This window comes from Pseudomonas sp. Root562 (genome assembly GCF_001427125.1).
GTDB lineage: Bacteria > Pseudomonadota > Gammaproteobacteria > Pseudomonadales > Pseudomonadaceae > Aquipseudomonas.
Genome location: NZ_LMGK01000011.1, coordinates 30,213 through 49,420 on the forward strand (window position 1 = coordinate 30,213; position 19,208 = coordinate 49,420).

Below are 19,208 nucleotides of genomic sequence, written 5' to 3' on the forward strand. Positions count from 1 at the left end.
GCCGCCCTTCGCGGAGGCTGACATGCAAGACGACGATTTTTCCCTGTTCAAAAGCGCTATCCAAGGCGTCAAGCCGATCAAGCACGATCGCGCTGAAACCGGCAAACCCAAAGCTGACCGAGCACAGATTGCCAAGCTGCGTCAGGCCGCCACCGTGCGCACGGATGCCACCACCGTCGACGGCCTGTCCGATCAGTTCGTCATCGACGTCGGCCCGGAAGACGAGCTGATGTGGGCGCGTGACGGTGTTCAGGAAAGCCAGATGCGCAAGCTCAAGACCGGACAGATTCCGTTCGAAGGCAGCCTCGACCTCCACGGCATGAACGTTGAAAAAGCCCGGGAAACCCTCTGGGCTTTCCTGGCAGAAGCGACCAAATTCGAAATCCGCTGCGTGCGCGTCACTCACGGCAAGGCCGTGCGCCTGGACGGCAAGCGGCCGATGATCAAAAGCCACGTCAACACCTGGCTGCGCCAGCATCCGCAGGTACTTGGCTTCACCTCTTGCCAGGCGAAACACGGCGGTGCCGGAGCGGTTTATGTGATGCTCAAACGCACGATGATGGAAGGTCGCGACGAGTAAACCTGATGCGTCACGCTTGCAGCGTCGTGTCCGCCACCGTACCCTTGCCCTTTGCGTAAAATCCCACAGGTAGTTTCATGTCCCTGGAACAGAATTACACCGCGATTCTCGGCCAATTGGGCGAGGACGTGTCCCGCGAAGGCCTGCTCGACACGCCAAAACGTGCCGCCAAAGCCATGCAGTACCTCTGCCGCGGTTATGAACAGACGCTCGAAGAAGTCACCAATGGTGCCTTGTTCAGCTCCGACAACAGCGAAATGGTGCTGGTCAAGGACATCGAGCTGTACTCGTTGTGCGAGCACCATTTGCTGCCGTTCATCGGCAAGGCGCATGTCGCCTACATCCCGAGCGGCAAGGTGTTGGGGCTTTCGAAAGTCGCGCGCATCGTCGATATGTACGCTCGCCGTCTGCAGATCCAGGAAAACCTCAGCCGCCAGATCGCCGACGCGGTCCAGCAGGTCACCGGCGCCCTGGGCGTTGCAGTGGTGATCGAGGCCAAGCACATGTGCATGATGATGCGTGGTGTGGAAAAGCAGAACTCGACGATGATCACCTCGGTGATGCTCGGGGAGTTCCGCGAGAACGCCGCCACCCGCAGCGAATTCCTCAGCCTCATCAAGTAATTCGCAACACAAGGAAAACCGGCATTCATCGCCGGTTTTTTTTCGCCTGTGAAAAATCAGGTAAGCTGCGCGCCTTTCTTCATTTGCCCCGTGAGGCTTTCAACGTGTTCGTAAAAGCGCTTCGTGTCGGCCTTGGCCAACTGATCATCTTCATCGACTTCATCACCCGCCCAAGCAAAAAGAAGCGCCCCGCCGCTGCTCAGGCGCAGGTCGAATCCGCCGCCAAGGGCCTGACCCTGTATCAATTCCACGCCTGCCCGTTCTGTGTGAAAACCCGCCGCACCTTGCATCGCCTGAATGTACCGGTGGCGTTGCGTGATGCGAAAAACAACGAGCAAGACCGCCAGGCCCTGCTGGAGCAAGGCGGCAAGATCAAAGTGCCGTGCCTGCGGATTGAAGAAAATGGGCAGACGACCTGGATGTATGAGTCCAAGGTGATTATTGATTATCTGGACAAGCGGTTTGCGGCAGCCTGAATGATTTGGATTGTTTGAGCCGGCGCCATCGCTGGCAAGCCAGCTCCCACAGGGTCTTGTGGTGCTCACATCACTTGTGGGAGCTGGCTCGCCAGCGATGAGGCCGGCACAAATGCTACAAATCCCGGACAAAAATAAACCGGCTCATCAGCCGGTTTATTCATTTCAGGCCGCTTTATCTATCTGCGCTTGCCGCACCACTGCCGCCAGACGCTTGAGCCCTTCATCCAGCCGCGCCGGTTCGATATGGCTGAAGTTGAGTCGCAAATAGCCGTGATGCTTGTCCGGTTCTGGAAAGAACGGCTCGCCCGGCATGAACGCCACATCATTGGCCAGTGCATCGTTGAGCAAGGTACGAGTGTCCAGCGGCTGCTTGAGCCGCAACCAGAAAAACAGCCCGCCCTGCGGCTCGTTCCAATCCGCCAGATCAGCGAAGTGCGTTTGCAGCGCGGCCTGGAACGCATCCCGACGCCCTCGGTAAAATTCGCGCAGTTCACTGCGATGCTGTCGATACCGCTCGTTGCCGATCCATTGCAAGGCTTGCCATTGGCCGACCCGATTGGTGTGCAAGTCCGCCGATTGCTTGAGCTTGAGCAAATGCGGGAACAGGTCGGGGCTGGCGATCAGGTAGCCGACGCGCAGACCGGGCATCAGGGTTTTCGACACGGTACCGGTGTAGATCCAGCTGGCTGTTTTCAAACGACTGACAATCGGGGTCGCGCTGCCGCCATCGAAGGTTAATTCGCGATAGGGCTCGTCTTCAATCAAGGTCACGCCGAATTCATCGAGCAGGGCTGCCACGGCGTCACGCTTGGCTTCGCTGTAACGCACCGCGGACGGGTTCTGGAAAGTCGGGATCAGGTAGATGAAGGCAGGACGATGCTGCGCCAGGCGAGTGCGCAATTGCACCAGGTCCGGGCCATCAGCCTCCAATGGGACAGTGATGCAGTCCGCGCCGAACAACTGAAAAATCTGCAGTGCCGCCAAGTAAGTCGGCGCCTCGAGAAAAACCTCGGTGCCTTTGTCGATGTAGAGCTTGGCGGCCAGATCGAGGGTCTGCTGGGAGCCGCTCACCACCAACACCTGGCTCGCCTCACACTGTAAGCCCAACCTCCTGGCCTCTGCCGCCAGAGCTTCACGCAATGCCGGCTCGCCTTCGCTCATGCCGTATTGGCCGATGGACAGCGGCATGTCGGTCCAATCGACCTTGGGCAACATGACCTCAGCCGGCAGACCTCCAGCGAACGACATCACCTGCGGGCGCTGAGCGGCGGCAAGGATTTCACGGATCAAAGAACTTTTAAGGCGTGAGACACGTTCGGAAAAAGCCATGGAAGTCACCCGGTAGCCTGGCATGAGGAAAATGAGTCAAACTTGTTGACCGAAATTACGACAGCACAAGCGGATACGTCAACATGATTGACCTTAAAAACCCGATTTCCCAGCAACAGGCCATGGAAGCGTTTTTCTTCGGTTACCAGGCTTTCACGGCCAAGGCCGATGAAATGCTTGAACGCCGCGGCTTGAGCCGGGTGCATCAGCGCATCGTGTTTTTTATCGCCCGTTACCCGAACCTCAGCGTGAAAGAATTGCTGGCATTGCTCGGCGTGAGCAAACAGGCGCTGAACATGCCGCTACGACAATTGGTGGAAATGCATTTGGTGAACAGCGTGGCGTCGCAGACGGACAAACGGAAACGGTTGTTGGAGCTGACCGATGACGGAGCACGGTTCGAGCAGTCGCTGCGTCGCGAGCAGGTGAAATTGCTGGAGCGGGTGTTTGCAGACGCTGGTGAGACGGCGGTGGATGGGTGGTTGGCGGTGAATCTGGCTCTTGGGAAAAGTCAGACTGTTATTGACTGACTGCTCTGCCCCCATCGCCAGCAGGCTGGCTCCCACAGTGATCTGCGTTCACAAACCAGTGGGAGCCAGCCTGCTGGCGATGAGGCCTTCGAAGGCGATATATCCCTATTGCCAAAACTTTCGTCGACAAAATCAAAAACATTATTTGCTTTATTTGTATACAAAAGCATAATCCACTTCGTGCGAGTTCCTGACCAACCGGTCAACAAATTCGCAAGTGCCTCAAAGGGCCGCCGCCGCCCTCATGGGTCCGGCCCTGGAAATAAAAATAAAACTCTTGAGGAGTACTCGCTGTGGAAAGCCGCAAATCCGAAGCATCGACGCTGGATCTCTCGCCGCCACTACGCAATGGCTGGCTGGAACGTCTGTTCAAACTCAGCTTGCATGGCACCACGGTGAAGACCGAGTTGATTGCCGGTCTGACTACCTTCATCACGATGGCCTACATCATCTTCGTCAACCCGAACATCATGGCCGACGCCGGGATCGACCATGGCGCGGCGTTCGTCGCTACCTGCATCGCCGCCGCCCTGGGTTGCCTGTTGATGGGCCTTTACGCCAACTGGCCGGTCGGCCTGGCACCAGGCATGGGCCTGAATGCGTTCTTTACTTACACCGTCGTCGGCACCATGGGCTACAACTGGGAAACCGCCCTCGGTGCGGTGTTTGTTTCCGGTGTGTTGTTCATGATCCTGACCTTTTCCAGGATTCGTGAATGGCTGCTCAACAGCATTCCTGTAAGCCTGCGCTACGCCATGGGCGCGGGCGTTGGTCTATTTCTGGGGCTGATCGGCTTGAAAACCGCAGGTATCGTCGTCGATAGCCCGGCTACTCTGATCAAGCTTGGTTCCTTGCGCGAGCCTGGCCCGCTGTTGGCTGCCGTGTGCTTCCTGATGATCGCCATCCTCAGCTACCACCGGGTGTTCGGAGCGATCCTCATCAGCATCATCACCGTCACCCTCGCCGGCTGGGGCCTGGGCCTGGTGCATTACGAAGGGATCATGTCCGCACCGCCGAGCCTGGCTCCGACCTGGATGGCCATGAACGTCGCGGGCGTATTCAACGTCAGCATGATCAGTGTGGTTCTGGCGTTCCTTTTCGTGCACATGTTCGACACCGCCGGCACCCTGATGGGCGTGGCACAACGTGCCAATCTGGTGGCGCCTGACGGTCGCATCGAAAACCTCTCCCGCGCGATGAAAGCCGACAGCGCATCCAGCGTATTCGGTGCCGTGGTCGGCGTGCCACCGGTTACCAGTTACGTGGAAAGTGCCGCGGGCGTAGCCGCGGGTGGTCGCACTGGTCTTACCGCTGTCACCGTAGGCGTGTTATTTATCGCAGCGATGTTTTTCGCTCCGCTGGCCGGCATGATCCCCGCCTACGCCACCGCTGGCGCACTGATTTATGTCGCGATGCTGATGATGGGCGGCATGGCCCATATCGAATGGGATGAAGCGACCGACAGCATTCCGGCGATCGTTACCGCGATCATGATGCCGCTGACCTTCTCGGTCGCCGACGGTATCGCACTGGGCTTCATCACCTACGTGGCGTTGAAGGCCGGTACCGGCAAGTACAAGGAAATTTCCGTCAGCCTGTGGGTGCTCTGCGCGATCTTCATCGCCAAGTTCATCTTCTTGTAAGCCTTAACGCGGGACACGTTTCGAAACAGCCTCACCCCGTCGGGTGAGGCTTTTGTGCAAATGGAGGAAAGTGATGAGTCTGGAAACCTGGCTGCTGTTCAGCGGCGCGGCACTGGTAGTGATCCTGATCCCGGGGCCACTGTCACTGTTGATGATCAGCAACAGCCTGAATTACGGCCTGCGCCGTTCCTACCCGGCATTTCTCGGCGGGGTGATCGCTTCGATTTGCCTGTTGAGCGCCTCGGCACTGGGCCTGGGCGCTTTGTTGCTGGCCTCGGAACAGCTGTTCAGCGCCTTGAAGATCGTCGGCGCGCTGTATCTGTTCTACCTCGCCTGGCAGAGCTGGCAGCAATCGCGTCAACCGTCCCATGGCGCTGAAGTGCCACTGGCAGCGCCCGTGCCGCGCTTTCGCGCACTGTTCGGCCGTGCATTCATGCTCGGCGCCAGCAACCCGAAAGACATCCTGTTCTTCGCCGCGTTTCTGCCGCAGTTCCTCAGTGCCGAACAGCCGTTCCTGCCGCAGTTGCTGGTGATGATTGCGACCTGGACCGTGCTGGACCTGCTGTGCAAATTGGCCTACGGCCTCGGCGCCCATGGTGCGGCGCGCTATTTGCGCAGCGGCAAGGGGCAGAGCTGGTTCAACCGGGTGAGTGCCGGGTTGTTCAGCGGCGCGGGCGCGGCATCTTTGTTGAGTCGTTAAGCAAAAGCATCGCGAGCAAGCTTTGCTCCTACGGTCATTCGACACGAAACCTGTAGGAGCAAGGCTTGCCCGCGATGGCGTCAGCCCGGTCAGCACTTTTCCACAGACGAAAAAAAGCCCGCAGTGTGAGCGGGCGAAAGACCAAAGAAGCTATATGCGCAGTCGCTTCCAGGTGGTGGCAGCTGCTTGGGGGATCAGCTGCCGCGGTACGTGGAATAGCTGTAAGGCGAGATCAGCAGCGGAACATGGTAATGATCCTGCTCGGCGTTGATGCCAAAACGCAGCACCACCACATCCAGAAACGCCGGCTCCGGCAGCTGAACGCCGCGGGCGCGGTAGTAATCGCCTGCATGGAACTGAACCTGATAAACCCCGGTACGGTAATCGTCACCCTGCAGCAGCGGCGCATCGACACGACCGTCGCTGTTGGTTATCGCGCTGGCGACCAATTCCAGGTGCGAACCTTCAACGCGGTACAACTCGACCTTGATCGAGCTGCCCGGGCAACCATGTGCAGCGTCCAAAACGTGTGTAGTCAAACGTCCCATTGATTCTGCGCGCCTGCCTGCCTGGAGCAGTCAGACTTCGCGCCTCCCGAAGTCAGGTGAAAAGGAGACCGCACCGATTCGGAGCACGAAAAGCTGCGGCGAGCGATTGATTAAGACACTTTTCTAAAAAATTGTACACAATAAAAACGACATTTTAGCGACCGATAGCGCCATGACAGAAATTTCTGTCATTTTCCTGCGAAACCATATGCTTTCTATACGCTGCAATCATTAACTGACCAGTCGGGCAGATTTCTTGCAGGTGCTTGTCAGTAGCACGTGAAGATGACCGTTAACGAAAAATGCAAAAAATCAGGCTTACAAAGTGAATATAAAGTTGTATACAATCAACCCATCGCTGTGACGCCAGCCAGTGATCCAACCTTTAGTCGCGTCACACCAACTGTCACCACGCATACAAGAAGGAAGACTGCAGTGAGCGCTGACTACCCTCGCGACCTGATCGGTTACGGCAGTAACCCTCCGCACCCACACTGGCCGGGCAACGCCCGCATTGCCCTGTCGTTCGTCCTCAATTACGAAGAAGGCGGCGAGCGCAATATCCTGCACGGCGATAAAGAATCCGAAGCGTTTCTCTCGGAAATGGTGTCCGCCCAGCCGCTGCAAGGCGCGCGCAACATGAGCATGGAATCGCTTTACGAGTATGGCAGCCGCTCCGGTGTCTGGCGGATTCTGAAACTGTTCAAGGAATTCGACATCCCGCTGACCATCTTCGCCGTGGCCATGGCTGCCCAGCGTCACCCGGATGTGATCCGCGCCATGGTCGATGCCGGCCACGAGATCTGCAGCCACGGCTACCGCTGGATCGACTACCAGTACATGGATGAAGCCCAGGAACGCGAGCACATGCTCGAAGCGATCCGCATCCTTACCGAAATCACCGGCGAGCGTCCGCTGGGCTGGTACACCGGCCGCACCGGCCCCAACACCCGCAAACTGGTGATGGAAGAAGGCGGTTTCCTCTACGACTGCGACACCTACGACGACGACCTGCCCTACTGGGAACCGAACAACCCGACCGGCAAGCCGCACCTGGTGATCCCCTACACCCTGGACACCAACGACATGCGCTTCACCCAGGTCCAGGGTTTCAACAAGGGCGACGACTTCTTCGAATACCTCAAGGATGCGTTCGACGTGCTCTACGCCGAAGGCGCCGAAGCCCCGAAAATGCTGTCGATCGGCCTGCACTGCCGGCTGATCGGCCGTCCGGCGCGTCTGGCTTCGCTCAAGCGCTTTATCGAATACGCTAAAAGTCATGAACAGGTGTGGTTCAGCCGCCGCGTCGACATCGCGCGTCACTGGCAAGCAACCCACCCGTACCAAGGGGCCGCGAAATGAGCGCCTTTCAAACAGTGAAACCATCGACCTTGAGCCGCGACGCCTTCGTCAAAGCCTTCGCCGACATCTACGAACATTCGCCATGGGTGGCCGAGAAGGCCTTCGACCTGGGCCAGGACGCCTCGATCGACGAGATCGAAACCCTGCACCAGCGCATGAGCGACATCCTGTTGAGTGCCGATCAGCAAAGCCAACTGGCCCTGATCAACGCTCACCCGGACCTGGCCGGCAAAGCCGCCGTCCAGGGCCAACTGACCGAAGCCAGCACCAATGAACAGGCTGGCGCCGGTATTCACCAATGCACGGCCGAAGAGTTCCAGCGCTTCACCGAGCTGAACGACGCCTACAAGGCCAAGTTCAAGTTTCCCTTCATCATGGCGGTAAAAGGCAGCAACCGGCATCAGATCCTCGCGGCGTTCGAAACGCGCATTCACAACTCGGCAGACACCGAATTCAAATGCGCGCTGGCGGAGATCAACAAGATCGCCCTGTTCCGATTACTGACCCTATAGCAAGCCTGGCCCGAGTACTTTCAAACGCAAACAGTACCCAGGGCCTTGCAAGCATCCCAAGCCAACTTATTAAAGGCAGACAAGAAGAATGAAAGCTTACGCCGTACCTTTCGAGAAGTTCGTCAACCTGGCCGACGCCCGCCTGGGCACCAAAATCATCTCGGTCACCGATGACTGGTTCGCAGACGCCAACCGTCTGTTCCAACCGACCCCGGCCGTGTGGAAGGAGGGCGTGTTCGATGACAACGGCAAGTGGATGGACGGCTGGGAGTCGCGCCGCAAGCGCTTCGAAGGCTACGACAGCGCTGTGATCCGCCTGGGCGTACCGGGATCGATCAAGGGCGTCGACATCGACACTTCATTCTTCACCGGCAACTTCCCGCCGTCGGCCTCCCTGGAAGCCTGCTTCCTGGCCGAAGGCGAGCCGAACGAAAACACCCAGTGGACCGAAGTGCTGTCCGCCGTCGAACTGCAAGGCAATAGCCACCACTACCACGAAATCAGCAACGACCAGGCGTTCAGCCACCTGCGCTTCAACATCTATCCGGATGGTGGTGTTGCCCGTCTGCGCGTCTATGGCATTCCGTTCCGCGACTGGTCCGCTGTCGGCGACAACGAGCAAGTCGACCTGGCCGCCGCCCTCAATGGTGGCCGCGCCCTCGCCTGCTCCGATGAACACTTCGGCCGCATGAGCAACATCCTCAACCCGGGCCGTGGCATCAACATGGGCGATGGCTGGGAAACCGCACGTCGTCGCACCCCGGGCAATGACTGGGTGATCGTCGCGCTGGGTCACCCGGGCGAGATCGAGAAAATCATCGTCGACACCCTGCACTTCAAAGGCAACTACCCGGACAGCTGCTCGATCCAGGGCGCGTTCGTCAAGGGCGGTACCGACAGCCAGATCGAAACCCAGTCGCTGTTCTGGCGCGAACTGCTGCCAAGCCAGAAGCTGGAAATGCACGCCGAACACACCTTCGCCGAGCAGATCAAGGCACTGGGCCCAATCACCCACATCCGCCTGAACGTGTTCCCGGACGGTGGCGTCAGCCGCCTGCGCGTATTGGGCAAGGTTGCGAAGTAAGCGCTGAACCTGTGGCGAGGGAGCTTGCTCCCGCTGGGCTGCGAAGCGGCCCCAAAAAAAGGGACTGCTGCGCAGTCCAGCGGGAGCAAGCTCCCTCGCCACAATAATCAACACAGAATTCAAGGTAAGAAGACCAGCATGCGCACATTGACGATTGAACCGCTGACCAAAGAAGCCTTCGCCCCTTTCGGTGACGTGATCGAAACCGACGGCAGCGATCACTTCATGATCAACAACGGTTCGACCATGCGCTTCCATAAACTGGCGACGGTGGAAACCGCTACGCCGGAGGACAAAGCGATCATCAGCATTTTCCGCGCCGACGCGCAGGACATGCCGCTGACCGTCAGCATGCTGGAGCGCCATCCGCTGGGCAGCCAGGCTTTCATTCCGCTGCTCGGCAACCCCTTTCTGATCGTGGTCGCGCCAGTTGGCGATGAACCTGTATCAGGCTTGGTCCGCGCCTTCGTCACCAACGGCAGGCAGGGCATCAATTACCATCGCGGCGTCTGGCACCACCCGGTGCTGACGATCGAAAAGCGGGATGACTTCCTGGTGGTTGATCGCAGTGGCACAGGCAATAACTGCGATGAGCATTTTTTCAAAGAGGATGAGCGTTTGATCCTCGCCCCCCACCAATAAGAGAAGGTCTGATCACTCGACAACAAGAGTGACAGGCGAGAGGTAAAGACTGTGGAAGCACATCTGTTGGAATGGCTGAACCTGAGCGTGCGCTGGGTTCATATGATTACTGGTGTGGCCTGGATCGGCGCATCGTTCTACTTCGTCTGGCTGGAAAACAACCTCAATCGGGTCAACCCGAAAAGCGGTCTGGCCGGTGATTTGTGGGCGATCCACGGCGGCGGTATCTACCACCTGGAAAAATACAAACTGGCTCCACCGACCATGCCGGACAACCTGCACTGGTTCAAATGGGAAGCCTACTTCACCTGGATGTCGGGTATCGCGCTGCTGTGCGTGGTGTTCTACTCCAACCCGACGCTCTACCTGCTGGCTCCGGGCAGCACCCTGAGCGGTCCTGAAGGCGTGGCCATCGGCATCGGCTCGCTGTTCATCGGCTGGTTCGTCTACTCCTTCCTTTGCGACTCGGCCCTGGGCAAACGCCCTGCCCTGCTCGGCTTCATCCTGTTCGTCCTGATCATCGGCGCGGCCTATGGCTTCAGCAAGGTGTTCAGCGGTCGTGGTGCGTACCTGCACGTCGGCGCGATCATCGGCACCATCATGGTCGGCAACGTGTTCCGCATCATCATGCCGGCGCAACGCGCACTGGTGGCGGCCATCGCCGAGAATCGCACGCCGGACCCGGCGCTGCCAGCCAAAGGCTTGCTGCGTTCGCGCCACAACAACTACTTCACCTTGCCCGTGCTGTTCATCATGATCAGCAACCACTTCCCGAGCACCTACGGCAGCCAGTACAACTGGGTGATTCTGGCCGGGATCGCGGTGCTGGCGGTGTTGGTGCGTCACTACTTCAACACCCGTCACGACAGCCACAAATTTGCCTGGACCCTGCCGGTGGCAGCGGTGGGCATGATTTGCCTGGCGTACGTGTCCGGTCCGAAGCCGATGTCCAGCGCCCCCGAAGTAGCCAAGGCCCCTGCTGCCATCGAATACCAGCCATTGCCGGAAACTGCAGTGGGCGGTGGCTTGAAACCGGCCGAAGCCAAACCCGCAGAAACGCCTGCCGCCGCCCCGGCGCAAGCGACCAACGCCGGTCCGAGCTTTGACAAAGTGCACAGTGTGATTCAGGAACGCTGCTCGGTCTGCCACTCGGCCAAACCGACCAGCCCACTGTTCAGCGCAGCCCCGGGCGGAGTGATGTTCGACACCCCCGAGCAGATCCGCCAGAACGCCGCGCGGATCCAGGCTCAAGCCGTCGCCACTCAGATCATGCCACTGGGCAACATCACTCAGATGACTCAGCAGGAACGTGACCTGATCGGCGCCTGGATTGTGCAGGGAGCTCCGACCAACTAAGCAACACAAAAGCCTGTGACAAGCGGGCTTTTGTGGCAGGGATGCTCCCGCTGGGCTGCGAAGCGGCCCCCTCTCTATCTGAAAAGAAGGGGACTGCTGCGCAGTCCAGCGGGAGCAAGCTCCCTCGCCACAGGTCTGCCTTATAAAAATCACAAGAATAAAAAAGATCCGAGGTGTTGCATGTCCGAGCTCTCCAAAGCACGCATCCCCGACGCACCCGCCATTCAGCGATTGCCCCTATTGCAACTGATTCTGGTCGGTCTGCAACATGTTCTGCTGATGTACGGTGGCGCCATCGCGGTGCCGCTGATCATCGGACAGGCCGCTGGCCTGAGTCGTGAAGAAATCGCCTTCCTGATCAACGCCGACCTGCTGGTCGCCGGCATCGCCACCATCGTTCAATCTCTTGGTATCGGCCCCATGGGCATCCGCATGCCGGTGATGATGGGCGCCAGTTTTGCCGCTGTCGGCAGCATGGTCGCCATGGCCGGCATGCCTGGCATCGGCTTGCAAGGCATCTTCGGTGCGACTATCGCAGCCGGCTTCTTCGGCATGCTCATCGCCCCGTTCATGTCCAAGGTCGTGCGCTTCTTCCCGCCTCTGGTGACCGGTACGGTCATCACCTCGATCGGTTTGTCGCTGTTCCCCGTGGCCGTGAACTGGGCCGGCGGCGGTGCCAGTGCCAGCCAATTCGGCTCACCGATTTACCTGATCATCGCCGCGCTGGTGCTGGGTACCATTTTGCTGGTGCACCGCTTCATGCGCGGTTTCTGGGTCAACATTTCCGTGCTGATCGGCATGTGCCTGGGCTACGTACTCTGTGGTGTGCTCGGCATGGTCGACCTCAGCGGCATGGCCCAAGCGCCATGGCTGCAATTCGTCACCCCGCTGCACTTCGGCATGCCGAAGTTCGAACTCGCGCCGATCCTTTCGATGTGCCTTGTCGTGGTAATCATTTTCGTCGAGTCCACCGGGATGTTCCTCGCGCTGGGCAAAATTACCGGCCAGGAAGTCTGCCCGCGGATGCTGCGCCGCGGCTTGTTGTGTGATGCCGGCGCGTCGTTTTTCGCAGGCTTTTTCAACACCTTCACTCACTCGTCCTTCGCCCAGAACATCGGCCTGGTGCAGATGACCGGCGTACGCTGCCGTTCGGTGACCATCGTCGCCGGCGGCTTGTTGATCGTCTTGAGCCTGCTGCCCAAGGCCGCATTCCTGGTGGCGTCGATTCCGCCAGCGGTATTGGGTGGCGCGGCGATTGCGATGTTCGGCATGGTTGCCGCCACGGGCATCAAGATTCTTCAGGAGGCCGACATCGGTGACCGTCGCAATCAGTTGCTGGTAGCGGTGAGCATCGGCATGGGCCTGATCCCGGTGGTCCGTCCGGAATTTTTTGCCCACCTTCCGCTGTGGATGAGCCCGATCACCCACAGCGGTATCGCCATGGCCACCCTCAGCGCGCTCACGCTGAACCTGCTGTTCAACATTCTTGGCGGCGCCGAGCGCGCGGCCATCAACGACTGCCACGCCCACTAAGACAGAAACGCCGCCCCTGTAGGAGCGAGCCTGCTCCGGGCGGCGTTCCGACGATGGACCCGAGAACACCGCGTTATCCAGATAACACGCGTAATCGTTGACGACCATCGTCGGAACGCCGCCCGGAGCAGTCTCGCTCTTACAGGGTAGGGGTTTGCTGCGCCTTGAAAATAACAACAAGAGGGAGCAACAGATGATTCGGACAACAACCAACCTGCTGTTGGGTGCTGGCCTGCTGGCTGCTAGCCAGGCCATGGCCGGCGATTTGCTGCTGTGGCAGACCAACAGCCTGAGCTATCTGTACGGCAAGGACTTCGCGGTCAACCCGTCGATTCAACAAACGATAACCTTTGAGCACGCCGACCGCTGGAAGTACGGCGACAACTTCATGTTCATCGACAGCACTTACTACAACGGCGAGAAAGACCGGAACAAAGGCGTCCACGCCTATTACGGCGAGTTCAGTCCGCGGTTGTCCCTCGGCAAAATCCTCGACCGCCGTTTCGAATTCGGTCCGATCAAGGATGTGCTGCTGGCCATGACTTACGAAAACGGCGAAGACGACACCGAGGCCTACCTGATCGGCCCCGGCTTCGACCTTGCGATCCCCGGCTTCAATTTTTTCACCTTGAACTTTTATAACCGCCACACCGAAGGTTCGCGCCCCGGCGACGACGTCTGGCAGATCACCCCGGCCTGGTCCTATACCGTGCCGCTGGGCAATTCGAGCCTGTTGATCGACGGTTACATCGACTGGGTTGTGGATAACGACCAGAACTCGCGCGGCACCTATCACGCCAACGTGCACTTCAACCCGCAGATCAAGTACGACCTGGGCAAAGCCCTCGGCTGGCGGGAGAAACAGGTGTACGTCGGCGCCGAGTACAGCTACTGGAAAGACAAGTACGGCATCGAAAACACCGCGAACTTCGATACCAATGAAAACACCACCAGCCTGCTGGTGAAGGTGCATTTCTAAAATGACCCGCAACCGTGCCCCACACCTGTCGTCGGTGCGCTGTTGCGGGGCACTTGAGACCTGGCCAAGGAGTCAGTATTCTCCGCGGCCGCCTGAATCCGCTTTAAAAAAAAGCCCGGATTTAATTCCTGACCAGAAAGCCAACTTATCCCGGCTCTGGACGGTATCAAGGCATCCCCATACCCCTCTCAATCGACTGTTTTTGAGCAGCCGAGCGGGAGTTTTTTTGCTTTTCGAATGCCTTGGCGCAGCTCTTGCTAACAGCATGAAAGCTGACCGATTGGATGAATATTTACCGCAACGAAAAAAGGCGCCACACCAGAGCGCCGACCTTAAAAAAATACGTGGAACACCTACTTTTTGGGAGCAACCGAATGAAACGTACGTGCACTAGCCTGATGCTGGCGGGATCCATGCTGGCGGGGGGTCAGGCGATGGCGGGCGATCTGCTGCAATGGCAGAACAACAGCCTGACTTATTTGTATGGCAAAGACTTCCAGGTCAATCCGCGCATCCAGCAGACGGTGACCTTCGAACACGCCGATGGCTGGAAATACGGCGATAACTTCTTCTTTATCGACAAGATTTTCTACAACGGCAAGGAAGACGGCTTCGCCGGTGAAAACACCCATTACGGCGAACTCAGCCCACGGCTGTCGTTCAACAAGATCTTCGACCAGAAAGTCGAATTCGGCCCGATCAAAGACGTGCTGCTGGCCATGACCTACGAGTTCGGCGAAAACGACACCGAGTCCTACCTGATCGGTCCGGGTTTCGATCTGGCCATTCCGGGCTTTGATTATTTCCAGCTGAACTTCTACAACCGTCACACCGAAGGCGGTCGCCCGGGTGATGACGTGTGGCAAGTCTCGCCAGTCTGGTCCTACACCGTCCCGGTCGGCGACTCGGACATCCTGATCGATGGTTTCATGGACTGGGTGGTCGACAACGACGTCAACGACAAAGGCGAATATCACGCCAACCTGCACTTCAATCCACAGATCAAGTACGACCTGGGCAAGGCGCTGAGCCTGGGAGAGAAGCAGTTGTACGTCGGTGTCGAGTATGACTACTGGAAGAACAAGTACGGGATTGAAGACAGCCAGGGCTTCAAGACCGATCAGAGCGTGACCAGTTTCCTGGTTAAGGTTCACTTTTAAGTAAAGCAAAAGACGGCTAAAACCTCCCTGTGGATAAAACTCCCACAGGGAGGAACATATATCAACTTCAACTCATACCCCTACCCTACTTTATTGAGGAACAGATACTTGATATGCAACTCAAAAGCAGAATAGACCAAACTATCTGCGTTTTCGGAGGCCATAGTACTTCGATAAATCTGATGACTATTGAATATATCAACCGCATCGCTATTACTCGTCACCACTTCAGTTCCAGCCACCATCTCTAAAACCCGTTTAAGCATATTATTTTTCAGCGCATTATCGACCTCTTTTAAAAAATTACCCGATTTTCCATCCAGTATTATTCGAGAGTTATCACGAGCCGCATTTAAATCATCCGAACCTACAAAATCATCCCTCTCAAAATCTGACTGTTTAATACTGGGAAAATACCAATAATCATCTGTCTCAGGCCCTTCTGCACTAATACCAGAAATTGTCCCAAGGTGGCTAACTTCGTGAGCAATCACAATCGACAGAAATTCAGTATCATTCAGAAAATTTTTATTGAAAAAAATCCTTCCATATTTATCATCCGTTCTAATTTTTGCAATTGACGTATCTCCTTCGGGAAAATCTAGTTTGACCATTTTATCCGCCCCCAGGCCAGAAGAATTTAGCTCCGACAACACTGCCCCTATGTCACGCCAAGCATCAACCACTCTGTCCTCGATACTTTTGTAATATTCACCAAAATAGGCGATTAAAATATCTTTACTTTCCTCCGGATAGTGCTTCACCATCTCCTGTGCACTGATCATAAAACTGTTTGCTTCAAACATACTTTCATTTACAAGGTCACGCTCAACCTGGGGAAATTTGTCAAGCCCACGAGCCAGTATAGAGTACCCTTTTCGGACAAAAGACCTTTCAATCTCATCGTCAGCCCCTTCATAAACACGACCGTCAAGATCATGGTTTTTCACTGGACTATTTTGAACAAAGTTAAATAGATTCAAACCATCGATACATCCCGCTGGATCCGCACTCACCCACCGCTGCAACCACGGCGCGTAATACCGATACCCATAATAATAAAGCCCCGTCGCATCTCGTTCTTTCCCCGAATAACGAATCGTCTTGTACTTGCCTTCAGTTTCGCTGGCACCCGCCCACAACGCCGTGCCGCCAAACGGGTAATAAACCTCCCGACTCAACACGCCACCCTGCTCGTCCAACTCCAGGGTGCTGGAGTTCAGATGATTGCTCAGGCAAAACCGCAGTTGATCGTTACGAACGTCACGAGGCAACTTCGTGACCCAGTGCAAGGTACGAACCTGACTGCGCCCGGCCTCGACACTGATGACATGCCGCTCTTCACCCGTTCCCGCATCACGGTGGATTTCCACCCCCGGCAAGTAGCGGACTTCCGCGCGTAATGTACGACTCGCAGTCTGGGTAAGTCGGACCTTTCGCAAACGATGCCCAGGACTGTCGTAGTAATAACACTCGGTGTCGTCGGGGCCGTCGTCACGCTTGACCAGCGTGACCCGGCTCAACTGATTGCGGATGTCCCAGCTCATCTTTTGCCCGCGCAACAACTCCAGCTGATTGCCATTGGCGTCGAACCCGTCCGCAAGACTTTCCTTATCCGCGACGCTGCGATTGCTTTGCAGCGAAGTAAACATTTCGAAGGTTTGCGCGCCGCTGTGATGACGGGTTTTCAGGTTGCAGGCGCAATCGTAATTGAAGGTCTGGGTGTAATTGCGCAACTGCTGGGGGTCCAGCGGCGTGGTGTGCCACGGCGGCAACGCAGGGCCGTAGCTCGGCTGAATGACCTCACTGCCGGTGGCTTCGATCAGTTGATAAAGACTGTCGTAGACATAGCAACAGAGCGGATCGACTCGCTGATTATTGAAATGACGCGTCAGTTGGGACTTGTCTTCGATGCGGGTGATATTGCCGACCGGATCGTATACATAACTGAAATCCTGAACCGGGTTGCCCTCGGCATTGCAAGATTGCAGTTGCAACAAACGTCCATCTTCACCTGCATAACGGGTGATGGTAATCACACCATTTCCAGCGCGCTCGCTGACGCCAAAACCCATGGCGTCGTAGCGAATTTCACTGACCAGCAGGCGCGGTTCTTCTGAAGCACCTGCCAGCTTCAATCGAGTCTCACGTAACTGCCCGGCCCGGTCGTAAGCGAACGATCTGACGTTTTCCACGGCATCAGTCTGACTGCGCATGTCGCCCAAGGGACTGTACTGCTGCGTTGTCTCGAACACCTCGTCTTCCAGTCCGGCATCGGCGAACACGGGCGACCAATTCGGCGGATCCAGATCGCGCAAGAAGCGCATTCGCTCCGACAGCAGCAAACCACCCACACCGTATTCGCAGAGGCGGCGGCTGCCGGCCGGATGGTCATGACAGATCAGCTGCCCGCATTGGTTATGCAAGGCAAATTCATGATCGGCATCAGCATACGCGAACCGATCGGAAACACGCGCCGGTTCCCCCGCCATTTGTTCGGTGACAGTGATCGGACGCAGAAGCTCATCGTATTCAGTGTCACGTTGGCTACCGCGCCCGTCCCAGAAGCAACAGGTCGCATCCGCCTGATTCATTAAACTCAGCTGCCAACCGGAATCGACGCTCTCCACCAGCAGAGCCCGGCCTTGCAAATCAAAGGTAGTTTCAAGGTTCGGTTGCGGTGCCGTGCCCCACAATCGTGGATCCCAGGAGGACACCTGTCGTCCGGTTGCGTCAAAGTGATTGCGGGTGATGCGAGCCTCCATGGACGGGCTACTCGGATGACGGCAATAGGCGATATTTCGCACAGCCAAACCACGCGAATCCACCACCGACACGCTCGGTGTGTGCGCATCAATCCATTCTGCAGCCGCCATTTTCGAACCCTCTGCAAGAGGGCTTCAATCTGATAGGAGAAGCACGCAAACGTCTACTGTCACAACTGACAGTTCAATCGTTTTCAGATCCCGAAAGCCCAAGAAACCGCGCAAGCTCCCCGCGCTTGGCCAACGCATCGCGCCGCCCCAGATCAATCAACTCGCTGCAGTACCCCGCTTCGAACAGCAGATAACTCAACACGCCCGCGCCACTGGTCTTGGTCGCGCCCGGTCCGCGCAGAAACAGCCGCAATGCCGCCGGCAGTTCCTGGCGATGACGTGCAGCGATCTCGTCGATTGGCTGACTCGGTGAAATCACCAACACCTCGACAGGAGCCACGCCCAGAGTGCGCGTCGGCGTACCGTCAGGCATGAGGTGGCTGAACTGATTCAAGCGGCGCAACAACTCAATGTCGCTTTCCAGACTGTCGATGAACGTACTGTTGAGCATGTGCCCACCGATTTGCGCCAGCGTCGGTTGCTGGCCGGTGTAGACACGTTGCAACGGATGCTCGGGGTCGACGCCTCGCGGGTTGCCGCTGACGCCCACCACCAGCACACGATTGGCGCCCAGGTGCAGCGCCGGGCTGATCGGTGCTGACTGCCGCACCGCGCCATCGCCGAAATATTCCTCGCCGATTTTCACCGGGGCGAACAGCAGTGGAATGGCTGAACTGGCCAGCAGGTGATCAACGGACAATTGCGCAGGAACGCCGATCCGGCGATGACGCAACCAGGCTTCGATTGTGCCGCCGCCCTGGTAAAACGTCACGGCCTGCCCCGACTCGTAACCGAATGCCGTCACCGCCACCGCCTTCAACTGCTTTTGTGCGATGGATTCGGCGATGCCGGTCATCTGCAACTTGTCGTTGAGCAAACGGCGCAGCGGCGAGCTGTCAAGCAGCGCAACCGGCACCTGAGCACCGAGCCCCAGCAAACTGTGGCTGATAAAGCGGCTGGCCTGATGGATGACGCCTGGCCAGTCGCTGCGCAGCACCAGGCGACTGCGAAAGCCCTGCCAGAAGACCGTCAAGCGTTCGATGGCAGCGCGAAAATCCGTGGCGCCGCTGGCCAGGCTGACTGCATTGATCGCCCCGGCCGAGGTGCCGACAATCACCGGAAACGGATTGTCCGCGCCCAGGGGCAAAAGCTCGGCAATTGCCGCCAGCACGCCCACCTGATAGGCCGCCCGAGCCCCGCCACCGGAAAGAATCAAACCAGTTACCGGTTCAGCAGGACTCATTGCAACACTCCATGGTGCTTATTGGGGGC

The 19,208-nt window shown here is 57.6% G+C and carries 18 protein-coding genes; 14 read left to right on the forward strand and 4 right to left on the reverse strand.

What is annotated here, in order from left to right:
- Positions 1-22: 22 nt before the first annotated feature.
- The 3 genes from ASD60_RS09910 (at position 23) to ASD60_RS09920 (ending at position 1,679) form a co-directional block, all read left to right on the forward strand.
- On the forward strand, positions 23-580 hold the full coding sequence (locus ASD60_RS09910) for a Smr/MutS family protein (RefSeq protein WP_056853833.1): 558 nt from the start codon (positions 23-25) through the stop codon (positions 578-580).
- A gap of 77 nt (positions 581-657) precedes the next feature.
- Entirely contained in the window at positions 658-1,203 is a 546-nt protein-coding gene (gene folE / locus ASD60_RS09915; RefSeq protein WP_007988130.1) for a GTP cyclohydrolase I FolE, read from the forward strand.
- A gap of 104 nt (positions 1,204-1,307) precedes the next feature.
- The gene (locus tag ASD60_RS09920) at positions 1,308-1,679 is read left to right on the forward strand and encodes a glutathione S-transferase N-terminal domain-containing protein (protein ID WP_056853834.1); all 372 of its coding nucleotides are present in this window, start codon (positions 1,308-1,310) and stop codon (positions 1,677-1,679) included.
- 165 nt (positions 1,680-1,844) lie between these two features.
- Here the strand turns inward: ASD60_RS09920 and ASD60_RS09925 are convergent, their stop codons facing one another.
- Positions 1,845-3,011: an aminotransferase-like domain-containing protein gene (locus ASD60_RS09925; RefSeq protein WP_056853835.1), complete on the reverse strand. Its 1,167-nt coding sequence runs from the start codon at positions 3,009-3,011 to the stop codon at positions 1,845-1,847.
- A gap of 83 nt (positions 3,012-3,094) precedes the next feature.
- Here ASD60_RS09925 and ASD60_RS09930 point away from each other — a divergent pair, with 83 nt between their 5' ends.
- The 3 genes from ASD60_RS09930 (at position 3,095) to ASD60_RS09940 (ending at position 5,884) form a co-directional block, all read left to right on the forward strand.
- Positions 3,095-3,541, forward strand: coding sequence for a MarR family winged helix-turn-helix transcriptional regulator (locus ASD60_RS09930; protein ID WP_056853836.1), 447 nt, complete (start codon positions 3,095-3,097; stop codon positions 3,539-3,541).
- Positions 3,542-3,834: 293 nt separating this feature from the next.
- On the forward strand, positions 3,835-5,184 hold the full coding sequence (locus ASD60_RS09935) for an NCS2 family permease (protein WP_056853837.1): 1,350 nt from the start codon (positions 3,835-3,837) through the stop codon (positions 5,182-5,184).
- Positions 5,185-5,257: 73 nt separating this feature from the next.
- A complete protein-coding gene (locus tag ASD60_RS09940) occupies positions 5,258-5,884 on the forward strand; it encodes a LysE family translocator (RefSeq protein ID WP_056853838.1) in 627 nt (208 codons plus the stop codon).
- Between the two features lie 194 nt (positions 5,885-6,078).
- On the opposite strand, the gene uraH is transcribed toward ASD60_RS09940, so the two are convergent.
- Complete coding sequence (gene uraH, locus ASD60_RS09945) at positions 6,079-6,432, reverse strand: hydroxyisourate hydrolase (protein WP_056853839.1); 354 nt, start codon at positions 6,430-6,432, stop codon at positions 6,079-6,081.
- 435 nt (positions 6,433-6,867) lie between these two features.
- Between uraH and puuE the strand changes: the two genes are divergently transcribed.
- From puuE to ASD60_RS09985, 8 genes are all read left to right on the forward strand, one after another.
- Positions 6,868-7,794 carry an allantoinase PuuE gene (gene puuE / locus ASD60_RS09950; RefSeq protein WP_056853840.1) on the forward strand — a complete coding sequence of 309 codons (927 nt, stop codon included), beginning with the start codon at positions 6,868-6,870 and terminating at the stop codon, positions 7,792-7,794.
- The gene (gene uraD / locus ASD60_RS09955; protein ID WP_056853841.1) at positions 7,791-8,306 is read left to right on the forward strand and encodes a 2-oxo-4-hydroxy-4-carboxy-5-ureidoimidazoline decarboxylase; all 516 of its coding nucleotides are present in this window, start codon (positions 7,791-7,793) and stop codon (positions 8,304-8,306) included. The genes puuE and uraD overlap by 4 nt, the downstream gene beginning before the upstream one ends.
- A gap of 88 nt (positions 8,307-8,394) precedes the next feature.
- Complete coding sequence (alc, locus tag ASD60_RS09960; protein WP_056853842.1) at positions 8,395-9,390, forward strand: allantoicase; 996 nt, start codon at positions 8,395-8,397, stop codon at positions 9,388-9,390.
- Positions 9,391-9,528: 138 nt separating this feature from the next.
- Positions 9,529-10,032, forward strand: coding sequence for an ureidoglycolate lyase (locus tag ASD60_RS09965; RefSeq protein ID WP_056853843.1), 504 nt, complete (start codon positions 9,529-9,531; stop codon positions 10,030-10,032).
- Between the two features lie 51 nt (positions 10,033-10,083).
- Complete coding sequence (locus ASD60_RS09970) at positions 10,084-11,388, forward strand: urate hydroxylase PuuD (protein ID WP_056853844.1); 1,305 nt, start codon at positions 10,084-10,086, stop codon at positions 11,386-11,388.
- 180 nt (positions 11,389-11,568) lie between these two features.
- Complete coding sequence (locus ASD60_RS09975) at positions 11,569-12,921, forward strand: nucleobase:cation symporter-2 family protein (RefSeq protein ID WP_056853845.1); 1,353 nt, start codon at positions 11,569-11,571, stop codon at positions 12,919-12,921.
- 193 nt (positions 12,922-13,114) lie between these two features.
- On the forward strand, positions 13,115-13,900 hold the full coding sequence (locus ASD60_RS09980) for an outer membrane protein OmpK (protein ID WP_056853846.1): 786 nt from the start codon (positions 13,115-13,117) through the stop codon (positions 13,898-13,900).
- Between the two features lie 374 nt (positions 13,901-14,274).
- Positions 14,275-15,060, forward strand: a complete 786-nt coding sequence (locus ASD60_RS09985) for an outer membrane protein OmpK (RefSeq protein ID WP_056853847.1) — start codon at positions 14,275-14,277, stop codon at positions 15,058-15,060.
- Between the two features lie 80 nt (positions 15,061-15,140).
- Here ASD60_RS09985 and ASD60_RS09990 read toward each other — a convergent pair whose 3' ends face one another.
- Positions 15,141-17,936 (reverse strand): RHS repeat domain-containing protein, encoded by a 2,796-nt coding sequence (locus ASD60_RS09990; protein ID WP_082557554.1) that lies wholly within the window; start codon positions 17,934-17,936, stop codon positions 15,141-15,143.
- A 73-nt stretch (positions 17,937-18,009) separates the two neighbouring features.
- On the reverse strand, positions 18,010-19,179 hold the full coding sequence (locus ASD60_RS09995; protein WP_056853849.1) for a patatin-like phospholipase family protein: 1,170 nt from the start codon (positions 19,177-19,179) through the stop codon (positions 18,010-18,012).
- Positions 19,180-19,208 lie beyond the last annotated feature (29 nt).